At 67.5% G+C, this 17,607-nt stretch carries 16 protein-coding genes and 2 tRNA genes; 5 read left to right on the forward strand and 13 right to left on the reverse strand.

Annotation, left to right across the window (positions count from 1 at the left end):
- Positions 1-6: 6 nt before the first annotated feature.
- The 7 genes from QRM96_RS08370 to QRM96_RS08400 form a co-directional block, all read right to left on the reverse strand.
- Entirely contained in the window at positions 7-663 is a 657-nt protein-coding gene (locus QRM96_RS08370) for an SDR family oxidoreductase (protein WP_285319187.1), read from the reverse strand.
- 16 nt (positions 664-679) lie between these two features.
- Entirely contained in the window at positions 680-1,237 is a 558-nt protein-coding gene (locus tag QRM96_RS08375) for a dihydrofolate reductase family protein (RefSeq protein WP_285319188.1), read from the reverse strand.
- A gap of 22 nt (positions 1,238-1,259) precedes the next feature.
- The gene (yidC, locus tag QRM96_RS08380; RefSeq protein ID WP_285319190.1) at positions 1,260-2,069 is read right to left on the reverse strand and encodes a membrane protein insertase YidC; all 810 of its coding nucleotides are present in this window, start codon (positions 2,067-2,069) and stop codon (positions 1,260-1,262) included.
- A gap of 81 nt (positions 2,070-2,150) precedes the next feature.
- Positions 2,151-2,224: transfer RNA gene (locus tag QRM96_RS08385), tRNA-Met, on the reverse strand.
- Positions 2,225-2,285: 61 nt separating this feature from the next.
- Positions 2,286-2,357, reverse strand: a tRNA-Thr gene (locus QRM96_RS08390).
- 295 nt (positions 2,358-2,652) lie between these two features.
- The gene (locus tag QRM96_RS08395) at positions 2,653-4,800 is read right to left on the reverse strand and encodes a DEAD/DEAH box helicase (RefSeq protein ID WP_285319191.1); all 2,148 of its coding nucleotides are present in this window, start codon (positions 4,798-4,800) and stop codon (positions 2,653-2,655) included.
- Positions 4,801-5,209: 409 nt separating this feature from the next.
- Complete coding sequence (locus tag QRM96_RS08400; protein ID WP_285319192.1) at positions 5,210-5,863, reverse strand: MOSC domain-containing protein; 654 nt, start codon at positions 5,861-5,863, stop codon at positions 5,210-5,212.
- 134 nt (positions 5,864-5,997) lie between these two features.
- Between QRM96_RS08400 and QRM96_RS08405 the strand changes: the two genes are divergently transcribed.
- The 4 genes from QRM96_RS08405 to QRM96_RS08420 are packed head-to-tail and all read left to right on the forward strand — an operon-like array spanning position 5,998 to position 10,485.
- Positions 5,998-6,591 carry a Tat pathway signal protein gene (locus tag QRM96_RS08405; RefSeq protein ID WP_285319193.1) on the forward strand — a complete coding sequence of 198 codons (594 nt, stop codon included), beginning with the start codon at positions 5,998-6,000 and terminating at the stop codon, positions 6,589-6,591.
- Between the two features lie 3 nt (positions 6,592-6,594).
- The gene (locus QRM96_RS08410; RefSeq protein ID WP_109044328.1) at positions 6,595-7,806 is read left to right on the forward strand and encodes a glutathionylspermidine synthase family protein; all 1,212 of its coding nucleotides are present in this window, start codon (positions 6,595-6,597) and stop codon (positions 7,804-7,806) included.
- A gap of 13 nt (positions 7,807-7,819) precedes the next feature.
- The gene (locus QRM96_RS08415; RefSeq protein ID WP_285319195.1) at positions 7,820-9,313 is read left to right on the forward strand and encodes an APC family permease; all 1,494 of its coding nucleotides are present in this window, start codon (positions 7,820-7,822) and stop codon (positions 9,311-9,313) included.
- Positions 9,310-10,485, forward strand: a complete 1,176-nt coding sequence (locus QRM96_RS08420) for an acyl-CoA dehydrogenase family protein (protein WP_285319196.1) — start codon at positions 9,310-9,312, stop codon at positions 10,483-10,485. Before QRM96_RS08415 ends, QRM96_RS08420 begins: the two co-directional genes overlap by 4 nt.
- A 105-nt stretch (positions 10,486-10,590) precedes the next feature.
- Here the strand turns inward: QRM96_RS08420 and QRM96_RS08425 are convergent, their stop codons facing one another.
- Genes QRM96_RS08425 through QRM96_RS08445 form a run of 5 tightly spaced genes read right to left on the reverse strand, consistent with a single transcriptional unit; the run spans position 10,591 to position 15,882 of the window.
- Positions 10,591-11,361 (reverse strand): SDR family oxidoreductase, encoded by a 771-nt coding sequence (locus tag QRM96_RS08425; RefSeq protein WP_018760523.1) that lies wholly within the window; start codon positions 11,359-11,361, stop codon positions 10,591-10,593.
- A 35-nt stretch (positions 11,362-11,396) separates the two neighbouring features.
- Positions 11,397-12,758: an MFS transporter gene (locus QRM96_RS08430; protein WP_285319603.1), complete on the reverse strand. Its 1,362-nt coding sequence runs from the start codon at positions 12,756-12,758 to the stop codon at positions 11,397-11,399.
- Positions 12,759-12,763: 5 nt separating this feature from the next.
- Complete coding sequence (locus QRM96_RS08435) at positions 12,764-13,270, reverse strand: winged helix-turn-helix transcriptional regulator (protein ID WP_026264312.1); 507 nt, start codon at positions 13,268-13,270, stop codon at positions 12,764-12,766.
- A gap of 52 nt (positions 13,271-13,322) precedes the next feature.
- Positions 13,323-14,486: a cystathionine gamma-synthase gene (locus tag QRM96_RS08440; RefSeq protein ID WP_018760526.1), complete on the reverse strand. Its 1,164-nt coding sequence runs from the start codon at positions 14,484-14,486 to the stop codon at positions 13,323-13,325.
- Between the two features lie 10 nt (positions 14,487-14,496).
- Entirely contained in the window at positions 14,497-15,882 is a 1,386-nt protein-coding gene (locus QRM96_RS08445) for a cystathionine beta-synthase (protein WP_018760527.1), read from the reverse strand.
- A gap of 62 nt (positions 15,883-15,944) precedes the next feature.
- Here QRM96_RS08445 and QRM96_RS08450 point away from each other — a divergent pair, with 62 nt between their 5' ends.
- Positions 15,945-17,129: an ArsB/NhaD family transporter gene (locus QRM96_RS08450; protein ID WP_285319605.1), complete on the forward strand. Its 1,185-nt coding sequence runs from the start codon at positions 15,945-15,947 to the stop codon at positions 17,127-17,129.
- Positions 17,130-17,150: 21 nt separating this feature from the next.
- Here QRM96_RS08450 and QRM96_RS08455 read toward each other — a convergent pair whose 3' ends face one another.
- The gene (locus tag QRM96_RS08455; protein WP_018760529.1) at positions 17,151-17,564 is read right to left on the reverse strand and encodes a VOC family protein; all 414 of its coding nucleotides are present in this window, start codon (positions 17,562-17,564) and stop codon (positions 17,151-17,153) included.
- Between the last annotated feature and the right edge of the window lie 43 nt (positions 17,565-17,607).

Genomic DNA, 17,607 nt, shown 5'->3' on the forward strand with positions numbered 1-17,607 from the left:
CGGCGCCTAGGCGCGCGGTCCCAGGGCGGCGGAGACCGGAAGGGTGCCGTCGCGGAACTCGATGGTCCGCCCAGCGGTCTGGGGCAGGTCCAGCACCGCCGCCGCAACGATCGCCGTGTTGGACCGCGATGTGTCGCGGTCCCCGTCAGGTGACGGGTCGACGTCGATCAGGCCGGTTCCGGGCTTGTCAGTCAAGGCACCCGGGCCCAGGATGGTCCACTCCAGCGCGGCACCGCGCAGGTACTCGTCCGCGGCGGCCTTGGCCTCCGCATAGGCGAAGAAGCTGTTGCTCTCGGGGACCCCGTGGTCCTTGCCTGCGCCGAAGTAGGACACCATGACGTAGCGGTTGACGCCCGCCTGGCCGGCGGCGTCGATGGAGCGGATGGCAGCGTCCCGGTCAACGGCGTAGGTCCGGTCAGGGTTGCCGCCGCCGGCACCCGCGGACCAGACCACGGCGTCATGGCCCTGGAGTGCGCCGGCGATGTCCGCCGTGGTGGCATTCTCGACGTCCAGGACCACCGGCGTGGCGCCAGTCTCCTGAACGTCCGCTGCATGGTCGGGATTCCTGATGAACGAGGTGACGCTGTGGCCCTCCCCGGTCAGGAGGGCGGACAGGAGGAGGGCCACTTTCCCGTGGCCGCCAATGATGGCGATGCGTGTCATGCCCCCATTCTGCCTGCTAGGCCAGACATCTGTAACGCAGGTACACCGTGCCCGCCTCGAAGCGGCGCTCATCGACGAGCTCCAGCCCGGACTGCAGGCCGTCCGGCAGGAAACGCAGGCCGCCACCGACGGCCACCGGGGTGATGAACAGCCGGTACTCGTCCACGAGGCCGGCATTGAGGGCGTGCGCGGCGAGCGTGGGCCCGCCAATGGCGATGTCCTTGCCGCCGGCGGACTTCAGGCTGCGCACATCCTCCGGCCGGAACTGGCGTTCCACCCGGGTCCTGGGTGTCGCCGCGGCGTCAAGAGTCGTCGAGTACACCACCTTGTCCGCCCCCTTCCAGATCCGCGCATAGTCCTGGATCACGGCCGGTTCATCCGATGTGTCCCACGTTTCCCAGGCCGACATGACCTCATACATCCTGCGGCCGAAAAGGTACGTACCCACCTCCCGTTCGAGGTCGTTAATGAAGGCATGGACTTCCTCGTCGGGGGCGGACCAGGAAAAGTTGCCGTCCCGGCCCGCGGTGTAGCCGTCGAGGGACATGATTCCGGAATAGATCAGCTGCGCCATGGGCCCATTCTGCACGTGGAACTCATGCAGGCCCAGGACTTCGTGCCACCAGGTACTGCTGCCCCAAAGTCCAGAGGTTGGAGACGGTCCAGTAGGCCAGCACGCCGATGGGGAAGAAAATGCCGCCCACGCCAAAAACCAGCGGCAGCACATACAGCAGGATCTTCTGCTGCCGGACCAGCGGGCTCCCCGGGTCCTGCGTGCCCATGGCCCGTGCAGCCACGAGTCTTTGGGTCAGGAACTGGCATCCGATCATCAACAGGATCATGGCGACAGCGAGCACGGCCACGGTGGCGGGATCGCCCCCGCCGTGAACCAGGGACGCGGACAGGGGTGCCCCGAAAATGCTGGCCGAGTCGAATTGGGCCACCTGCGCCGGGCCCATGGCGCCGATGCCGGTCCCCTGCTGCGAGGCGTTTGAGACCCCTGACAGGACCTGGAACAGGGCCAGGAAGAACGGCGCCTGGATCAGCAGGGGCAGGCACGCGGAGAAGGGATTGGTGCCGTGCTTCCGGTACAGGGCCATCTGCTCCTGGGCCATGGCCTGCCGTGAAGCCTGGTCTGTCCTGCCCTTGTACCTGTCCTGCAGTTCCTTCAGGTCCGGCTGCAGGCGGTTCATCCTGCGCTGGGCCCGGACCTGGGCCAGGAACACCGGAATAAGGGCGGCACGGATCACCAGGACCAGGCCCACGATGGCCAGGGTCCACGTTAGGCCGGCCGCCGGAGGCATTCCCGCCGAACTGAGCCCGTCGTGGAAAGCCACCATGATGACGGACACCAGCCACCGGAACGGCTCCAGGACCGCAGCAACAACATCCACCGAATCACCCATCCGCCAGTTGCTGCAAAGCTACTGCCGATCCGGGAAACAGAAAAGCCCCCGGATCCTTGCGGATTCCGGGGACTTAGCCTGTAGCGGTGGGGAGGCTCGATCTCCCGACCTCACGATTATGAGTCGTGCGCTCTAACCAACTGAGCTACACCGCCACGAATGAGAAAAACCTGCGTCAAGCCGGTCAAAACCGCCTTGACGCAGGCCCTCATTCAGAGCCCCCCACCGGAATCGATCCGGTGACCTCGTTCTTACCAAGAACGCGCTCTACCACTGAGCTAGGGGGGCAACGAGTAAATACTCTACCGGAAGATTTCCGCACCAACAAATCGGCGCCTGGAGCCCCTCCCGGACGGTTGGACAGGCTCTTTGGAGGTCCGCGAAAGGTTGTTTTTCCCCGGATTTCCGGGGCTGCAGGGGCAAAGGGCAGCAAGGAGGACGACGGCGGCAGCGGTCTTTTCGGGCCCTCTGCCCAGCGCTCCGGGGCACGAATGTGGCGAGTCCCACACCCGTGCGCTTAAACGCCGATGGGCCGGCTCGAAAGCCGGCCCATCGCCGTCGTCAATTCCTCAACGCGGGGCGTTTACCACTTGCCCTTGCGGTTGAAGTCGCGGTGTCCGCTGTCGCCGCCGTGGCGGGGCTTGCGGGAGCCGTCGCCGTGGCCACCGAAGCGCGAGTCGCCGGCCTGGCCCCGGTCGCTGAAGGACCGCTCCGACCGCTCGGTGTAAGAACGTCCGCCGCGCTCAGCAGAGGACCGTTCGCCGTCGTTCTTCCGGAATTCCTTCTTGAACCCGCCGTTGCCCTTGAAGTTGCCTCCGCGGTTGCCCTGGTAGCTGGGACGGTCGCCGGAAGGCCTGCGGCCGTTGTCCAGCTCGAGGTGGATCAGCTCGCCACCGATCCGGGTACGGGACAAGGCGCGCAGCTGCTCGGGGCTCAGGTCTGCGGGCAGCTCCACCAGGGAGTGGTCCGAGCGAATGTCGATCCCGCCGATCTGCGCGGACGAGATGCCGCCTTCGTTGGCAATGGCGCCCACGATGGAGCCGGGCATGACGCGCTGGCGGCGTCCCACGGCGATCCGGTAGGTGGCATTGCCCTCGGTCAGCGCGCGGGTGGGCCCGCGGGAACCGAAGCCGTCCTTGGAGCGCTCGCGCTTCTGGAATTCAGGAGCGGCGGGCAGCTCCTTGACCAGGAGCGGCTGGCCGCCCTGCGCCATCACGGCAAGGGCCGCAGCGATCTCTGCTGCCGGGACGTTGTGCTCTTCCTCGTAGGAGGCGATGAGGTCGCGGAACGCCGCGACGTCCTCGGAGGCGAGGGTCTCGGTGATGCGCTCGGCGAACTTGCCCAGGCGCAGCGTGTTCACGGTCTCGGCCGTGGGCAGGTGCATCTGTTCCACCGGCTGGCGGGTGGCCTTTTCGATGGAACGCAGCAGGTACTTCTCCCGCGGCGTCATGAACAGGATCGCTTCGCCGGAACGGCCGGCACGGCCCGTGCGGCCGATGCGGTGCACGTAGGACTCGGTGTCATGCGGGATGTCGTAGTTGATGACGTGGCTGATCCGCTCGACGTCAAGGCCACGGGCGGCGACGTCGGTGGCCACCAGGATGTCGATCCGGCCTTCCTTCAGCGCGTCAACGGTGCGCTCGCGCTGCTGCTGCGGGATGTCGCCGTTGATGGCGGCAGCCTGGAATCCGCGGGACTTCAGCTTGTCGGCCAGGTCCTCGGTGGCCATCTTGGTCCGCACGAAGGCGATGACGCCGTCGAAGTCTTCGACCTCAAGGATGCGGGTCAGCGCGTCCAGCTTCTGCGGGCCCATGATCTGCAGGTAGCGCTGCCGGGTGTTGGCACCGGTGGTGGTCTTGGACTTGACCTGGACCTCGGCCGGATTGTTGAGGTACTGCTTGGACATCCGGCGGATCTGGCCCGGCATGGTGGCGGAGAACAGCGCCACCTGGCGGTCCTCCGGGGTCTGCTGGAAGATCTGCTCCACGTCTTCGGCGAAGCCCATCCGCAGCATCTCGTCGGCCTCGTCCAGCACCAGGTACTGGAGTTCGGACAGGTCCAGGGAACCCTTGGAGATGTGGTCGATCACGCGGCCGGGGGTACCCACAACCACCTGGGCGCCGCGGCGGAGGCCGGCGAGCTGGGGGCCGTAGGCGGACCCGCCGTAGACCGGCAGCACGGTGAAGTCATCGATGTGCTTGGCGTAGGAGGTGAACGCTTCGGCGACCTGGAGCGCCAGCTCGCGGGTGGGAGCCAGGACCAGGGCCTGGGTCTTCCGGGAGGGGCCGTTGAGGTCGTGGAGTTCGGCCAGGCGGGACAGTGCCGGTACTGCGAATGCTGCAGTCTTACCGGTGCCGGTCTGGGCCAGGCCTACGACGTCGCGGCCTTCAAGCAGCAGCGGGATGGTGGCTGCCTGGATGGGGGACGGCTTTTCGTACCCGACGTCCTGCAGGGCGGCCAGGACGCGGCCATCGATGCCAAGATCGGCGAACTTGACGGTGTTTTCATCTTCGTCCGCAGCAGGGGTGGCCGTGGCGGGGACCTCAGCAGCAGGGGCTTCCGCGGCGGGCGCCTCAGCAGCAGGGGCTTCAACAGCGGGAGCTGCAGCGGGAGCGGTTACGGGAGCCTCGGCAGCAGGCGCTTCAACAGCGGGGGCTGCGGCGGGAGCGGTTACGGGAGCCTCGGCGGCGTCCTCGACAACAGCGGTGGTTTCGTTCTGATTTTCGGGCATAGGGAGATATTCCTCATCCATAGGGGGCCAGGCGGCACAACCCGAGGTGAGCGGAGCCGCAGTACACGTGCCGATGGTGCCGGGCAGACGTTGACCGGCCGGTCACAGAAGTCCGGCGCTTTCGCAATCCCGTGGCAGGACTTCGCGCTGCATCTCTTGGCTGCTATCCCAGCAGTCTGTACAGCGTTTTCTTTAGCCGGCTCTCCCTATGAAAATGCCCGCATCGCTTGCGCGGGCCCCAACACTTGCCAGTCCTGCCTCAAAAATTGGGCAGGAATAAGGGATTTCCGGAGTGGGGGATATTTCAAGTGTAAGGGACGGACACCGCCTGCGGGAAATCAAGGGCCCGACGACGGCGGTGAGCTTGCGCACACGGCCCGGGAACAGCGCGCAACGGGGCTTGTGGCGGCTACTCCCCCAGCCTCCGCATCAGTGCCTCGAACCTGGTGTGGTATTCCTCCTGGAGCCTGATTTCGCCGTCGGCCTCGGCATCGCGGAGGGCCTCGACGGCCTCCGCGTCGGGCGCACTGAACCACCGGCCGATGGTGACTCCATGGCGCGGCACGAATGTTTGGTGGATGTAATCGCCCGCCTGGATGGTGCCGGTGCGGATGACGCGCAGGTAGGCGCCCACCCGCCCTTCCTCGGTGAAGCGCTTCACCCATTGGGGTTCCTTCATCCGGCGTTGGAAGGTGGCGCAAGGGACGCGCGGAGAGGTGACCTCAAGGACGACGTCGGCGCCCACCTGCCAGCGCTCCCCGATCACCGCGTTGGTTGGTTCGATGCCGGAGACCCGCAGGTTCTCCCCAAAGATTCCCGGCGGCAGCTCACGTCCGAGCGTCCCGGCCCAGAAGTCCGCGTCCGACTGCGAGTAGGCATAGATGGCCTGGTCCTCGCCGCCGTGGTGGACCCGGTTGGCCTGGATGTCCCCGTGCACGCCCAACTTGTGCACCTTCACGGGACCTTCGGACGGGCGTTTGTCGATCGCGGTGACACCAACGTTTCCCTGGTCTCCCAGGAGCTGGTGGACGCGGCAGACGGCGAGGACAGAAGCTGGTTCCATGGCTTCAGTCTAGGGTTCCTCCCGGTGGTGCCAATCTCGTCAACTCACTGTTGCAGGGACTACGCTGGGTCGAGACTTGCAGGTGGGGGTGCAGCGCTGCGCCCAAATAGTGTTGACAACCGAGGGGGACGGCCGTGGACTCGAACGAAAAAGACCCGAAAGAGGACCCGGAGAAGGCACCTCCGGAGGGAGGCGGAAGCGTCAAGCCGCCGCCTTGGCAGGTCCCCAAGCCGGAGCTGCGCCCCGACCTCCTCAACGAGCCCGTCCCCCTGGTGGATCCGTTTGCCCGCGAGCGCGAAAAGCAGCTCAACGCCGCTGCGGCGCGGAAGAAGCGTTCCCAGCGACGCACGGTAGTGGTGGGCCTGGGCGTCACGGCCCTCCTGGCGGGAACCATCACGGCGGTGGTGGCCAGCAACGAGGATGACCCCGAATACGCGCAGGTCTGCTTCAACGACGACACCGGCGAGCGCGTCGAGGACACCAACTGCGACAGCTCCGCCGGCCGCAGCGGCGGCGTCTACGCCTGGTATTTCTACTCCCGCGGGGCCAGCGTTCCGCCGGTGGGCCAGAACAGGTCCACGGCGCCGGGTTACACGCGGACCATTCCCGGCGGGGCAAAGGCGTCCACGGGGTACAGCAGCAAGGGCGGCACGGTCAGCCGCGGCGGGTTTGGTTCCAGCGCCAAGAGCGGCTCGAGTGGCGGCGGCGGCAAGGTCTCGGGAGGCTGAGCGGTGAAGAGACTGACATCCCAACCACGGCCCGGCTGGAAGCAGAAGATCGAAGAGCAGGGCCTGGTCTTCTCCACCACCACCATGGACGACGGACGCCGGATCGAGTACTGGAACGAATCGGCGTATTACGAGTTCAGCATGGACGAGGTGGAGACTCTTGAGGTCGCGGCCGAGGACATGCACCGGATGTGCCTGGAGGCGGCGAAGTTCCTGGCCACCGGGGCCATGGGGAGCATCGGCATCGGCCCCCAGGCCTTGGAGCTGGCGGCTGAATCCCTGCAGGCCGCCGACGTGGACGTCTACGGCCGGTTCGACTTCATCTACGACGGCCGGGGCGGCCCGGCCAAGATGCTCGAATACAACGCCGACACCCCCACCGGACTCATCGAGGCCTCCGTGGCGCAGTGGTTCTGGCTGCAGGACGTGTTCCCGGAGAAGGACCAGTGGAACGGCATCCACGAGGCCCTGATCCGGCAGTGGAAGAAGTTCCAGTACCGCACCGGCATGAGCACCCTCCACGTGGCCCACTCCGAGGTGGAGGAATCCGGCGAGGACTGGATGACCGCCGCGTACATGCGCGACGTCGCCAGCCAGGCGGGATGGACCACCATCGGGATCAACATGTCGGATATCGGCTGGGACCCCAACCTGAACCGGTTCGTGGACCTGGACAACTTCATGATCAGCACCATCTTCAAGCTGTACCCGTGGGAGCTGATGATGAAGGAAGAGTTCGGTCCCCGCCTCCTGGAACGTGCCCATAATCCGCGATGGGTTGAGCCGGCCTGGAAAATGCTGCTCTCCAACAAAGCCCTGCTGGCCGCCTTGTGGCACCTCTACCCGGACCACCCCAACCTGCTGCCCGCGTACCTCACGGACCCGGGGCCGCTGAAGGAATGGGTGGCCAAGCCCCTGCACGGCCGCGAAGGCGATAACATCCGGATCCACGCGGACGGCCTCACCGTGGAACAGCCCGGCGGTTACGGCCGCGAGGGCTGGTGCTACCAGCAGTACCATGCCCTTCCCGACTTCGACGGCAACCGTCCCGTGCTGGGCCTTTGGGTGGTGGACGGCGAATCCGTGGGCTGCGGCATCCGGGAATCCGACGGGCCGGTCACGGACTACTTCTGCCGCTTCGTGCCCAACACCATCGACGCACCGGCACCGCTTTCGGCCGTGGCCAACTCCAGCAAGGCAGGTATCGTCCTATGAACCCGGAGACAGCATGAGCACGGATATCACGACGACGGGAGGCCCCGGCAGCGGGCCCGGCGCCCCGGTGCCGGGCAAGGGATTGCGGGCCGGGATCCTGGACCTCGGCGACTCGGTAATGCTGGGGCTGGCCTCCACTGCCCCGGTGTACTCGCTGGCCGCCACCTTGGGCCTGATCGTTGCCGTGAACGGCAACTACACTCCCCTGATCCTGCTGTTGGGATTCGTCCCGGTCCTGTTCATCGCCTACGCCTTCCGCGAGCTCAACAGTGCAATCCCGGACTGCGGCACCACTTTCACCTGGTCCCGCCAGGCTTTCGGCCCGTGGGCGGGCTGGTTGGGCGGCTGGGGAGTGGCACTGGCCGGGATCGTGGTCCTGGCCAACCTTGCCCAGGTGGCCGGCCAGTATGTGTGGCTGCTGGTGGGTGACGGATCGCTTGCGCAGAACAAGGTGGTGGTCACCGCCACGGGCCTGCTGTTCATCGTCCTGATGACCCTGGTGAACTACCGCGGTATCCGGTTGGGTGAGCACGTCCAGCGGGTGCTGACCTATGTCCAGTACATCGCCCTGGGCGTCTTCGCCCTTGCCCTGGTGGCGCGGATCGTGGGCGGCGCCCCGGAGGGCCAGGCCTTCGACTTCGAGTGGTTCAACCCGGCGGGAGCCTTCGCCGATCCCGGAGCCGTGGTGCATGGAACCCTCCTTGCCCTGTTCATCTACTGGGGCTGGGACACCTGCCTTGCCGTGAACGAGGAGACCGAGAACCCCGCCAGTACGCCCGGCCGCGGGGCCGTGATCTCGGCGTTCGTCCTGATGGCGATCTACGTTTCGGTGGCACTGCTGGTGATGATGTACGCCACCGTGGGCTCCGAGGGCATCGGCCTGGGCAACGAGGCAAACAAGGACGATGTCTTCCTCGCCATGAAGGACGTGGTCCTGGGACCCTGGGGCTGGCTGATCGTCGTCGCGGTCCTGGCTTCCGTCCTGTCCTCCACCCAGACCACCATCCTGCCAACGGCCCGCGGCACCCTGTCCATGGGTGTCCACGGGGCCCTTCCGGCGAAATTCGCGGAGGTCCACGAGCGGAACCAGACGCCCGGTTTCTCCACCCAGGTGATGGGCGGGGCGGCTGCTGCCTACTACGTGGCCATGAGCTTCCTGAGCGAGAACCTGCTGGCTGACTCCATCAGCGCCATCAGCCTGTTCATCGCGTTCTACTACGCCCTCACCGGGTACGCCTGCTTCTGGTACTTCCGGACCACCTTGCGGGACTCAGCACGGAACCTCTGGTTCCGCGGCATCCTTCCCCTCCTCGGGGCGGTGCTGCTGACTGCTGCGTTCTTCGTCTCCGCCGTGCAGATGTGGGACCCGGCGTACGGGAATACCCGGATCCTCGGCGTCGGCGGTGCCTTTGTCAGCGGCGTGGCGCTGCTGGCGCTGGGCGTGGTCCTGGCAGCCGTGTGCAGGTTCCTGCCGGCCACCCGCGGCTACTTCGAGGTGAAGCGTTGAGCGCCGGCCCGTCCGATGTCCTGGACCTCGACTCCCTGCTGTCAGCAGACGAGCTGGAGCTCCGCGAGCACATCCGGGACTACACCCGCCAACGGATCAAACCGGATATCGCCCGCTGGTACGAGGACGCGGTGTTCCCGCTGGAGCTGGCCACCGAACTCGGCGAGCTGGGCGTCCTGGGGATGCACCTGGAAGGCTATGGCTGCCCGGGCCGGACCGCCGTCGAATACGGACTCGCGGCCATGGAACTGGAAGCGGGCGACTCCGGAATCCGCACGTTCGTGTCCGTCCAGGGTTCGCTGGCCATGACCGCCATCCACACCTGGGGCTCGGAGGAGCAGAAGCAGGAGTGGCTGCCGCGGATGGCCGCCGGCGAGGTGATCGGCTGCTTCGCCCTGACCGAACCCAGCGCTGGTTCAGATCCTGCCGCCATGGCCACCTTCGCCGAGCGGGACGGCAGCGGGGATGACGCCGGGTGGGTGCTGAACGGCGCCAAGCGGTGGATCGGCCTGGCCTCGGTGGCCGGGGTGATGGTGGTCTGGGCCATGACGGACGACGGCGTGCACGGTTTCCTGGTGCCGGCGGGAACCCCCGGCGTGACGGCAACGCCCATCCGGCAGAAGCTCTCCATCCGCGCGTCCATCCAGTGCGACGTGGTGTTCGACGACGTCCGGCTGGGCCCGGAGGCGCTGTTGCCTGCGGCCCGCGGGCTGCGTGGCCCGTTCACCTGCCTGAACGAGGCCCGGTACGGCATTGCGTGGGGCGCCATGGGCGCGGCCCGTGACTCCTACGAGGCCGCGCTGGCCTATTCGCTGGACCGCCTGCAGTTCGGCAAACCGCTGGCCGGGTACCAGCTCACGCAGGAGAAGCTGGTGAACATGCTGCTGGAGATCCAGAAAGGCACTCTCCTGGCGCTGCACCTGGGCCGCCTGAAGGACGCCGGGGCCCTCCGGCCGGAGCAGGTTTCGCTGGCCAAGCTGAACAACGTCCGCGAAGCCATCGCCGTGGCGCGCGAAGCCCGGACCATCCTGGGTGGCAACGGCATTACCGGCGACTACTCACCGCTCCGGCACGCCGCGAACCTCGAGTCGGTCCGGACCTACGAAGGCACCGACGAGGTCCACACCCTGATCCTGGGCAGGCATATCACCGGGTTGGGCGCCTTCCACTGACCCTTCTTCCCAACCAGGTCCGAGTTGTTGTCGTTTTGGCGGTCCAAAACGACATCTAGTGCGAGCCAGTTGGGAGGGCGCGGGGCGAACGGGGCCGCAGGGAGCTCAGGCGGAGAAGCCGCCGTCGGCCTTGATCAGCTGCCCGGAGACCCAGCGCCCGGCGGGCGAGAGCAGGAACGCCACCGTTCCGGCGACGTCTGCAGGGGTGCCGAGGCGGCCGGTGGGCTGCTGGGAGGTGAGCGCTTCCTTTAGGTCGGGAGTCATCCATCCCGTATCGATGGGCCCCGGGTTCAGGACGTTCGCCGAGATGCGCTGTGGACCCAGCTCGCGTGCGGCGGCAATGACGATCCGGTCCAGGGCACCCTTGGAGGCGCCGTAGGGAAGGTTGAACGCGGTGTGGTCGCTGGTCAGTGCCACGATCGCGCCGCCGTCGTCCGGGGCCTGGCGGGCGAACGCGGCGATCAGCTGCCAGCTGGCGCGCGTGTTCACCGCGAAGTGCCGGTCGAAGGACTCCACGCTGGTGTCCAGCACCCCCGAATCCACCGATTCGGCATGGCTGAGCACGAGGCCCCGCAGCGGACCGGCCAGCTCCACGGCCTCGGCCACCAGCCTGTCCGGCACACCGGGGTCCTGCAGGTCTGCGGGTACGGCGTGGACCGTGGCGCCGATGGCTTCGAGCTCGGCGGTAAGGCGGAGGACATCGTCCGGCTCACTCCCCCACGGCATCCGGGCGTCATAGCCCGCCCAGTACGAGAGGACGAGGTCCCAGCCATCGGCGGCCAGCTGCCGGGTGATGCCGGCACCGATGTTCCCGGTGCGCCCGGCGCCGGTGACCAGGGCAACGGGGCGGGCAGCTGCGGGTGCGTCTGATTCCATCCGACCAGCCTAGCGCCGCCTTGTGGGGCGCTGGTTCAGGCCGCAGCCGGCTCCGCTGCCCGCGAACTCCGGTCCCGGCGGATGGTGGCGCTGATGACCGCAGCGATGGTGCACATGGCCGCCGCACCCAGCCAGGCGTAGGTGTAGTGCCCGGTGGCATCGCGCAGGGCTCCGGCGGCGATGGCCGCCGCGGCGGCGCCGAGCTGGTGGGCCGCGAACACCCAGCCGAAGACCACGCTGCCGTCGGCACCAAACGTTTCGCGGCAGATGGCGGCCGTGGGGGGAACGGTGGCTACCCAGTCCAGGCCGTAGATCACCACGAAGACGATCATGCTGGGCTGGACCTCGGCGTTCAGCAGCAATGGCAGCACCAGCAGGCCGATGCCTCGGAACTGGTAGTAGACGGCCAGCAGGACGCGGGGATTGAACCTGTCGGTCAGCCAGCCGGAGGCGATGGTGCCGATGATGTCGAAGATCCCGACGACGGCGAGCAGTCCTGCGGCCGTGGTTTCGGGCATGCCGTGGTCGTGCGCGGAGGGGATGAAGTGGGTGCCGATCAGCCCGTTGGTGGTGGCTCCGCAGATGGCGAAACCTGCCGCCAGCGCCCAGAACGTCCGGACTTTGATGGCCCGGCGGAGGACCTGGAGGGCGCGGACGGCGGCGTTGGCGCGGGGCCCGTCCGCGGCTGCGGGGACTTTGGCTCCGTCCGGCATCACGGTGTCCGCGGGCACCGGGGGCAGGGCGCCGTACGGCAACACCCCGACGTCGGCGGGCGAGTTTTTGAGGAACTTCAGCACCAGCGGGACCACGGCGAGGGCGCCCGCGGCGATCAGCAGGGATGCCTGCCGCCAGCCGGGGTCCTGTGCCAGGAGGGCGATGAACGGCAGGAAGACGAGCTGGCCGGCGGCGCTGCCGGCGGTCAGGATGCCGATGACCAGCCCCCGGTTTTTGGTGAACCAGGTGTTGGCGATGGTGGCCGCGAAGACCAAGGCCATGGAACCGGTGCCGAGGCCGATCAGCAGGCCCCAGGTCAGCAGGATCTGCCAGGACTGGTTCACCAGCACCGTCAAGGCGCTGCCGAGGCCGATCAGGACCAGGGCTGTTGCCGTGATGGCGCGGATGCCGAACCGTTCCATCAAGGCGGCGGCGAACGGTGCGGTCAGGCCGAACAGGACAAGGTTGATGCTGACCGCAGCCGACAGGACCGTGGTGGACCAGCCGAACTCCTGCTGGAGCGGGACCATGAGCACCCCGGGGGCCGCCCGGAATCCAGCCGCCCCGACCAGCGCAAGGAACGCCACGGCGGCGACGATCCATGCCGGGTGCAGCCGGCGGCGCCGGACCGTGTCCGGCCCGGCGGCGGCTTCGGCGGGTAATTCGGCTGCTTCCTCGGGCAGGGTGCTCACGCGGCCGTTCCCTCCCGGGCTGCGGTGGACAACCGGATGGGCTGCTCGGACCGTGACCGGCTGTGCCAGCTGGTGTTCGCGGCGGTGAGCCGTTCCCCGCACCTCGTGCAGGTGTCGGCCGAGGTGGTGGGTTTCCCGCAGCCCGAATGGATGACGTACAGGTGGGCCTGCTCCGAGGGCGCGGGCAGGTGCTTCTCCGCCCAGATGGTGACCGCGTTCAGGACCGGGAGTGCGTCTTCACCCATGGCGGTGAGCACGTATTCCTGGCGGGTACGGCCGCCGTCGTCGTACGGCTTCTTCTCCAGCAGCCCGGACTCAACCAGACCCGCGAGCCGCTTGGTGAGGACCGAGTCGGCCACTTCGAGGCGGGCCTTCATGGGGTCGAACCGGCCGTTCCCGAAGAAGACCTCGCGCAGGACCAGGACGGACCAGGGGTCGCCCAGGATGTCCAGGCCGCGGGCCATGCTGCAGGTGCGTTGGGACCAGTCTGATCGGAGGGGCATACGGGAACCCTAGCTGACTTTCTTCAAGAAAGCCAGGGTTCCCCTGCCGCCGCTACGGTATTGCGGAAAAGGCCTGGTCGAGGTCGGCGATGAGGTCCTCGACGTCCTCGATGCCGCAGGACAGGCGCAGCAGGTTGACCGGAACTGCCAGCTCGGTACCTTTCACCGAGGCGTGGGTCATCTCTGACGGGTAGTTCATGAGCGATTCGATGCCGCCGAGCGATTCGGCCAGGGTGAACACGGTGGTGGACTCCGCCACCTTCCGGGCCGCGGCTTCACCGCCCTTGAACTGCACGGACACCATGCCGCCGAACTTGCGCATCTGCGTCCTGGCGAGTTCGTGGCCGGGGTGCGTCGGCAGGCCCGGGTACAGCACAGCCTCCACTTCGGGACGCTCCAGCAGCCACTCGGCCACCGCCTGGCCGTTCTCGCTGTGCCGGTCCATGCGCACGCCAAGCGTCTTCAGCCCCCGGGTGGTCAGGAAGGCGTCCATCGGCCCGGACACCGCACCCACCGCGAACTGCACGAAACCGATCTTCTCCGCCAGCTCCGCGTCCTTGACCACCACGGCGCCGCCCACCACATCCGAGTGTCCGCCAATGTACTTGGTGGTGGAGTGGACCACCACGTCGGCACCGAGGGCCAGCGGGTTCTGCAGGTAGGGCGAGGCGAAGGTGTTGTCCACCACCAGCAGGGCGCCGGCGGCGTGGGCGATATCCGCGAGCGCGGCGATGTCCGTGATCTTCATCAGCGGGTTGGAGGGGGTCTCCACCCACACGAAGCGCGTCTTGTTGGCAGCGACGGCGCTGCGGACGGTGTCCAGGTTGGCCATGTCCACCGGGGTGTTGCCGATCCCCCAATCGCCCAGCACCCGGCTGATCAGCCGGTAGGTGCCGCCGTACGCGTCGTTGCCGAGCACGATGTGGTCGCCCGGGCGGGTGAGGGCACGGATAAGGGCGTCCTCCGCAGCCAGGCCGGAGCTGAAGCTGTAGGCGTGCGTCCCGAGTTCCAGGGCGGCAAGCTGTTCCTGCAGCGCGTCCCGGGTGGGGTTGCCGCCGCGGCCGTACTCGTAACCGCTGCGCAGGCCGCCGATGCCGTCCTGGGCGTAGGTGGAACTGAAGTGCAACGGGGGGACCACGGCGCCGGTACGGGGCTCGAAAGCCTGGCCGGCGTGGACGGCCCGGGTGTTGAAGCCTTGGTTCTCAGAGGCAGTCATGGGTGCTCCTTTAGTTGCTCAGGTAGGCCAGCAGGTCGTGCCGGGTGAGGATTCCCACGGGCGCGCCCACAAACGTGACCATCAGGGTATCCGTGTCCGAGAGCAGCTCCCTGGCGGCGGAGATGGTTTCCAGCGACCCGATCACGGGCAGCTTGGGGCCCATGTGTTCGGAAATCTTGTCCGTCAGCTTCGCTTCGCCGCGGAACAGCTTGGCGGTCAGCGTTCGTTCGTCCACGGCACCCAGGACCTCACCCATGACCACGGGCGGTTCCTGCGAGAGGACCGGGATGTGGCTGACGCCGAACTCGGTCATGATGTTGATGACGTCCCGCACGGATTCGTTGGGGTGGATGTGTACCAGGTCCGGAAGTTCGCCGGTCTTGGACTTGATGACCTCACCCACCGACGTTTCCTCGCCCCCGGAGAGGAAGCCGTAGGAGCGCATCCACTGGTCGTTGAAGATCTTCGCCAGGTATCCGCGGCCCGAGTCGGGCAGGATGACCACGACGACGGCACTTTCGGGCAGGTCCCGCGCCGCCTTGAGCGCTGCCACCACCGCCATGCCGGAGGAACCGCCCACCAGCAGGCCTTCCTCCCGCGCCAGGCGCCGGGTCATGGCGAAGGAGTCGGCGTCGCTGACGGCGATCACGTCGTCGGGGATGGACTTGTCGTAGTTGCCGGGCCACATGTCCTCGCCCACGCCCTCGACGAAGTAGGGCCGCCCGGTGCCGCCCGAGTAGACCGAGCCCTCGGGGTCGGCGCCGATGATCCGGACCACGCCGCCGTCGGACTCCGGCCGGTCAGCCGAAACTTCCTTCAAATAGCGGCCGGTCCCGGTGATGGTGCCGCCGGTGCCGGCGCCGATGACGCAGTGCGTGATCCTGCCGTCGGTATCACGCCAAATCTCAGGGCCGGTGGTCTTGTAGTGGCTGCCCGGAGCGGCGGGGTTGGAGAACTGGTCCGGCTTGTAGGCACCGGGTGTCTCCCGGGTGATCCGGTCCGAGACGCCGTAGTAGCTTTGCGGGCTCTCCGGCGGGACCGACGTGGGCGTCACCACCACTTCGGCGCCGTAGGCCTGCAGCACGGCCCGCTTGTCCTCGCCCACCTTGTCCGGGACCACGAAGATGCACTTGTAGCCCTTTTGCTGCGCCACCAGGGCCAGGCCCACGCCGGTGTTGCCGGACGTCGGCTCCACGATGGTGCCGCCCGGCTTCAGCTTGCCTTCGCGTTCGGCATCCTCGATCATCTGCGCCGCGATGCGGTCTTTGATGGAACCGCCGGGGTTCAGGTACTCCAGTTTGACCAAAATGGTGGCTTTGATGCCCTCGGTCACGTGGTTGAGTTTGATGAGCGGCGTATTGCCGATGAGGTCCAGGATGGACTGGGCGTACTTCATAGATACAAAGCTACCGCTTCCTGCAGGCCGTTCCCCGCCCGGGATGCGAGGATAGCCCGGTGATGCAGTTCGCATGGCTGAAAGCCACCCGCAGCTACCTGCTGCCCGGCGCAACCCTGGCGGCAGGCCTGGCCACCCTCGCCGTCGGCGCCCTCCCCGTCCCGGACTTCGGCGAACTGGCCGGACGCACCATTCCCATCCTGGCTTTCGTGCTGGCCATGTCCCTGGTGACCGAACTGGTGGACGAGGCAGGACTTTTCCGCGTGGTGACGGACCGGTTGGCGGCGCTGGGCAGGGGCCGCGTTTTCACCCTGTGGCTGTTGGTGGTGGCCGTGGCCACGGTGGCCACGGTGTTCCTGTCCCTGGACACCACCGCCGTGCTGGTGACACCCGTGGTTGTCCTCCTGGCTGTCCACGCCCGGATCCCTCCCCTGCCGTTCGCACTGACCAGCATCTGGCTGGCGAATACGGCCTCACTCCTGCTGCCCGTCTCCAACCTGACCAACCTCCTGGCCCAGGACCGGCTTGGCCTGAGCCCCTGGCGCTTCGCGGGACTGGTCTGGGCGCCCGCCGTCGTGGGACTGCTGGTCCCCCTCGTCCTGCTCTGGTTGGCGTTCCGGCGGGAGCTGCGCGGAACCTACGGGCCGCAGCCAACGCATCCCGTCCGTGACCGCACCCTGTTGAAGGCCGCCGCCGTGACGCTCCTGGTCCTGCTCCCGGCCCTGGTCTCAGGCGTCCCGGTCCAGTACCCCGCCCTTGCCGCGGCGGCGGTCCTGCTGGCGGTCTTCCTGCGCCGCAGGCCCTCGGCCCTGCGGTGGTCCATGGTCCCGTGGCGGCCGCTGATGCTGACAGTGGGCCTGTTCATGCTGATGGAAACGCTGCACGCACACGGGCTGACCACGCTGCTGGCAGGCATCGCCGGATCGGGCGACGGACTGCCGGCACTCCTGCAACTGGCCGGGCTGGGCGCGGGGGCGGCCAACGCCGCGAACAACCTTCCCGCCTACCTGGCCCTGGAGCCGGTGGCCGGGTCTCCGGCCAGGCTGGCCGCCCTGCTCATCGGCGTGAACCTGGGCCCGCTGGTGAGCCCCTGGGCTTCGCTGGCCACGCTGCTGTGGCATGAGCGCCTGCGGGTACTGAACGTCCCTGTCAGGTGGGGCGGGTTTGCGGTGGCCGGGCTGGTGGCAGTCCTGCTGACGGTGCCGCTGGCCGTGCTGGCGCTGTGGCTGGTTTCCGGGATGCCCTGACGGCTCGTCTTTCCAGGGTGCTCAGGCGCCGTCCGGGGTCCCGGTGGCCTGCGGCGCGAGGTTCTGCCAGAGCCCCATCACGTTGCCCTCGGAATCCTGGAAGTATGCCGTGTAGCCCATGCCGGGGATCTCGTTCCTGGGCATGACCACTGCACCGCCCAACTCCTCCACCGTCTTCAGTGTGGCGTTGATGTCCGGAACATCCACGGTGATGACGGGAGCGGTGATCCGTCCTTCCCTGGCCATCATTCCGCCGTTGATCGCCCCGGGCGTGGTTGGCTGCCCGGTGGCCGCATCCATGTCCGTGGTGATGACCATGGTGTAGTCCATCCCCGGCACCGGTTCCATCCGCCACCCCAGGGCTTCCTGGTAGAACTTCATTGCCCGCTCAGGGTCGTCCGCGGGAATCTCAAAATGCACTGCTCCGCCCACCATGGCCTCCTGGTTCTCGACGGCACGGCTTATGGGCAGCCGCTGC

It is taken from the genome of Pseudarthrobacter sp. lyk4-40-TYG-27, from assembly GCF_030209295.1.
Taxonomy (GTDB): Bacteria; Actinomycetota; Actinomycetes; order Actinomycetales; family Micrococcaceae; genus Arthrobacter.

Excerpts from the sequence above, each read along its gene's own strand:
- QRM96_RS08370 (WP_285319187.1), bottom strand. The coding sequence starts at position 663 with ATGACACGCATCGCCATCATTGGCGGCCACGGGAAAGTGGCCCTCCTC.
- QRM96_RS08375 (WP_285319188.1), bottom strand. The coding sequence starts at position 1,237 with ATGGCGCAGCTGATCTATTCCGGAATCATGTCCCTCGACGGCTACACC.
- yidC (WP_285319190.1), bottom strand. The coding sequence starts at position 2,069 with ATGGGTGATTCGGTGGATGTTGTTGCTGCGGTCCTGGAGCCGTTCCGG.
- QRM96_RS08395 (WP_285319191.1), bottom strand. The coding sequence starts at position 4,800 with ATGCCCGAAAATCAGAACGAAACCACCGCTGTTGTCGAGGACGCCGCC.
- QRM96_RS08400 (WP_285319192.1), bottom strand. The coding sequence starts at position 5,863 with ATGGAACCAGCTTCTGTCCTCGCCGTCTGCCGCGTCCACCAGCTCCTG.
- QRM96_RS08415 (WP_285319195.1), top strand. The coding sequence starts at position 7,820 with ATGAGCACGGATATCACGACGACGGGAGGCCCCGGCAGCGGGCCCGGC.
- QRM96_RS08425 (WP_018760523.1), bottom strand. The coding sequence starts at position 11,361 with ATGGAATCAGACGCACCCGCAGCTGCCCGCCCCGTTGCCCTGGTCACC.
- QRM96_RS08435 (WP_026264312.1), bottom strand. The coding sequence starts at position 13,270 with ATGCCCCTCCGATCAGACTGGTCCCAACGCACCTGCAGCATGGCCCGC.
- QRM96_RS08440 (WP_018760526.1), bottom strand. The coding sequence starts at position 14,486 with ATGACTGCCTCTGAGAACCAAGGCTTCAACACCCGGGCCGTCCACGCC.
- QRM96_RS08445 (WP_018760527.1), bottom strand. The coding sequence starts at position 15,882 with ATGAAGTACGCCCAGTCCATCCTGGACCTCATCGGCAATACGCCGCTC.
- QRM96_RS08450 (WP_285319605.1), top strand. The coding sequence starts at position 15,945 with ATGCAGTTCGCATGGCTGAAAGCCACCCGCAGCTACCTGCTGCCCGGC.
- QRM96_RS08455 (WP_018760529.1), bottom strand. The coding sequence starts at position 17,564 with ATGGTGGGCGGAGCAGTGCATTTTGAGATTCCCGCGGACGACCCTGAG.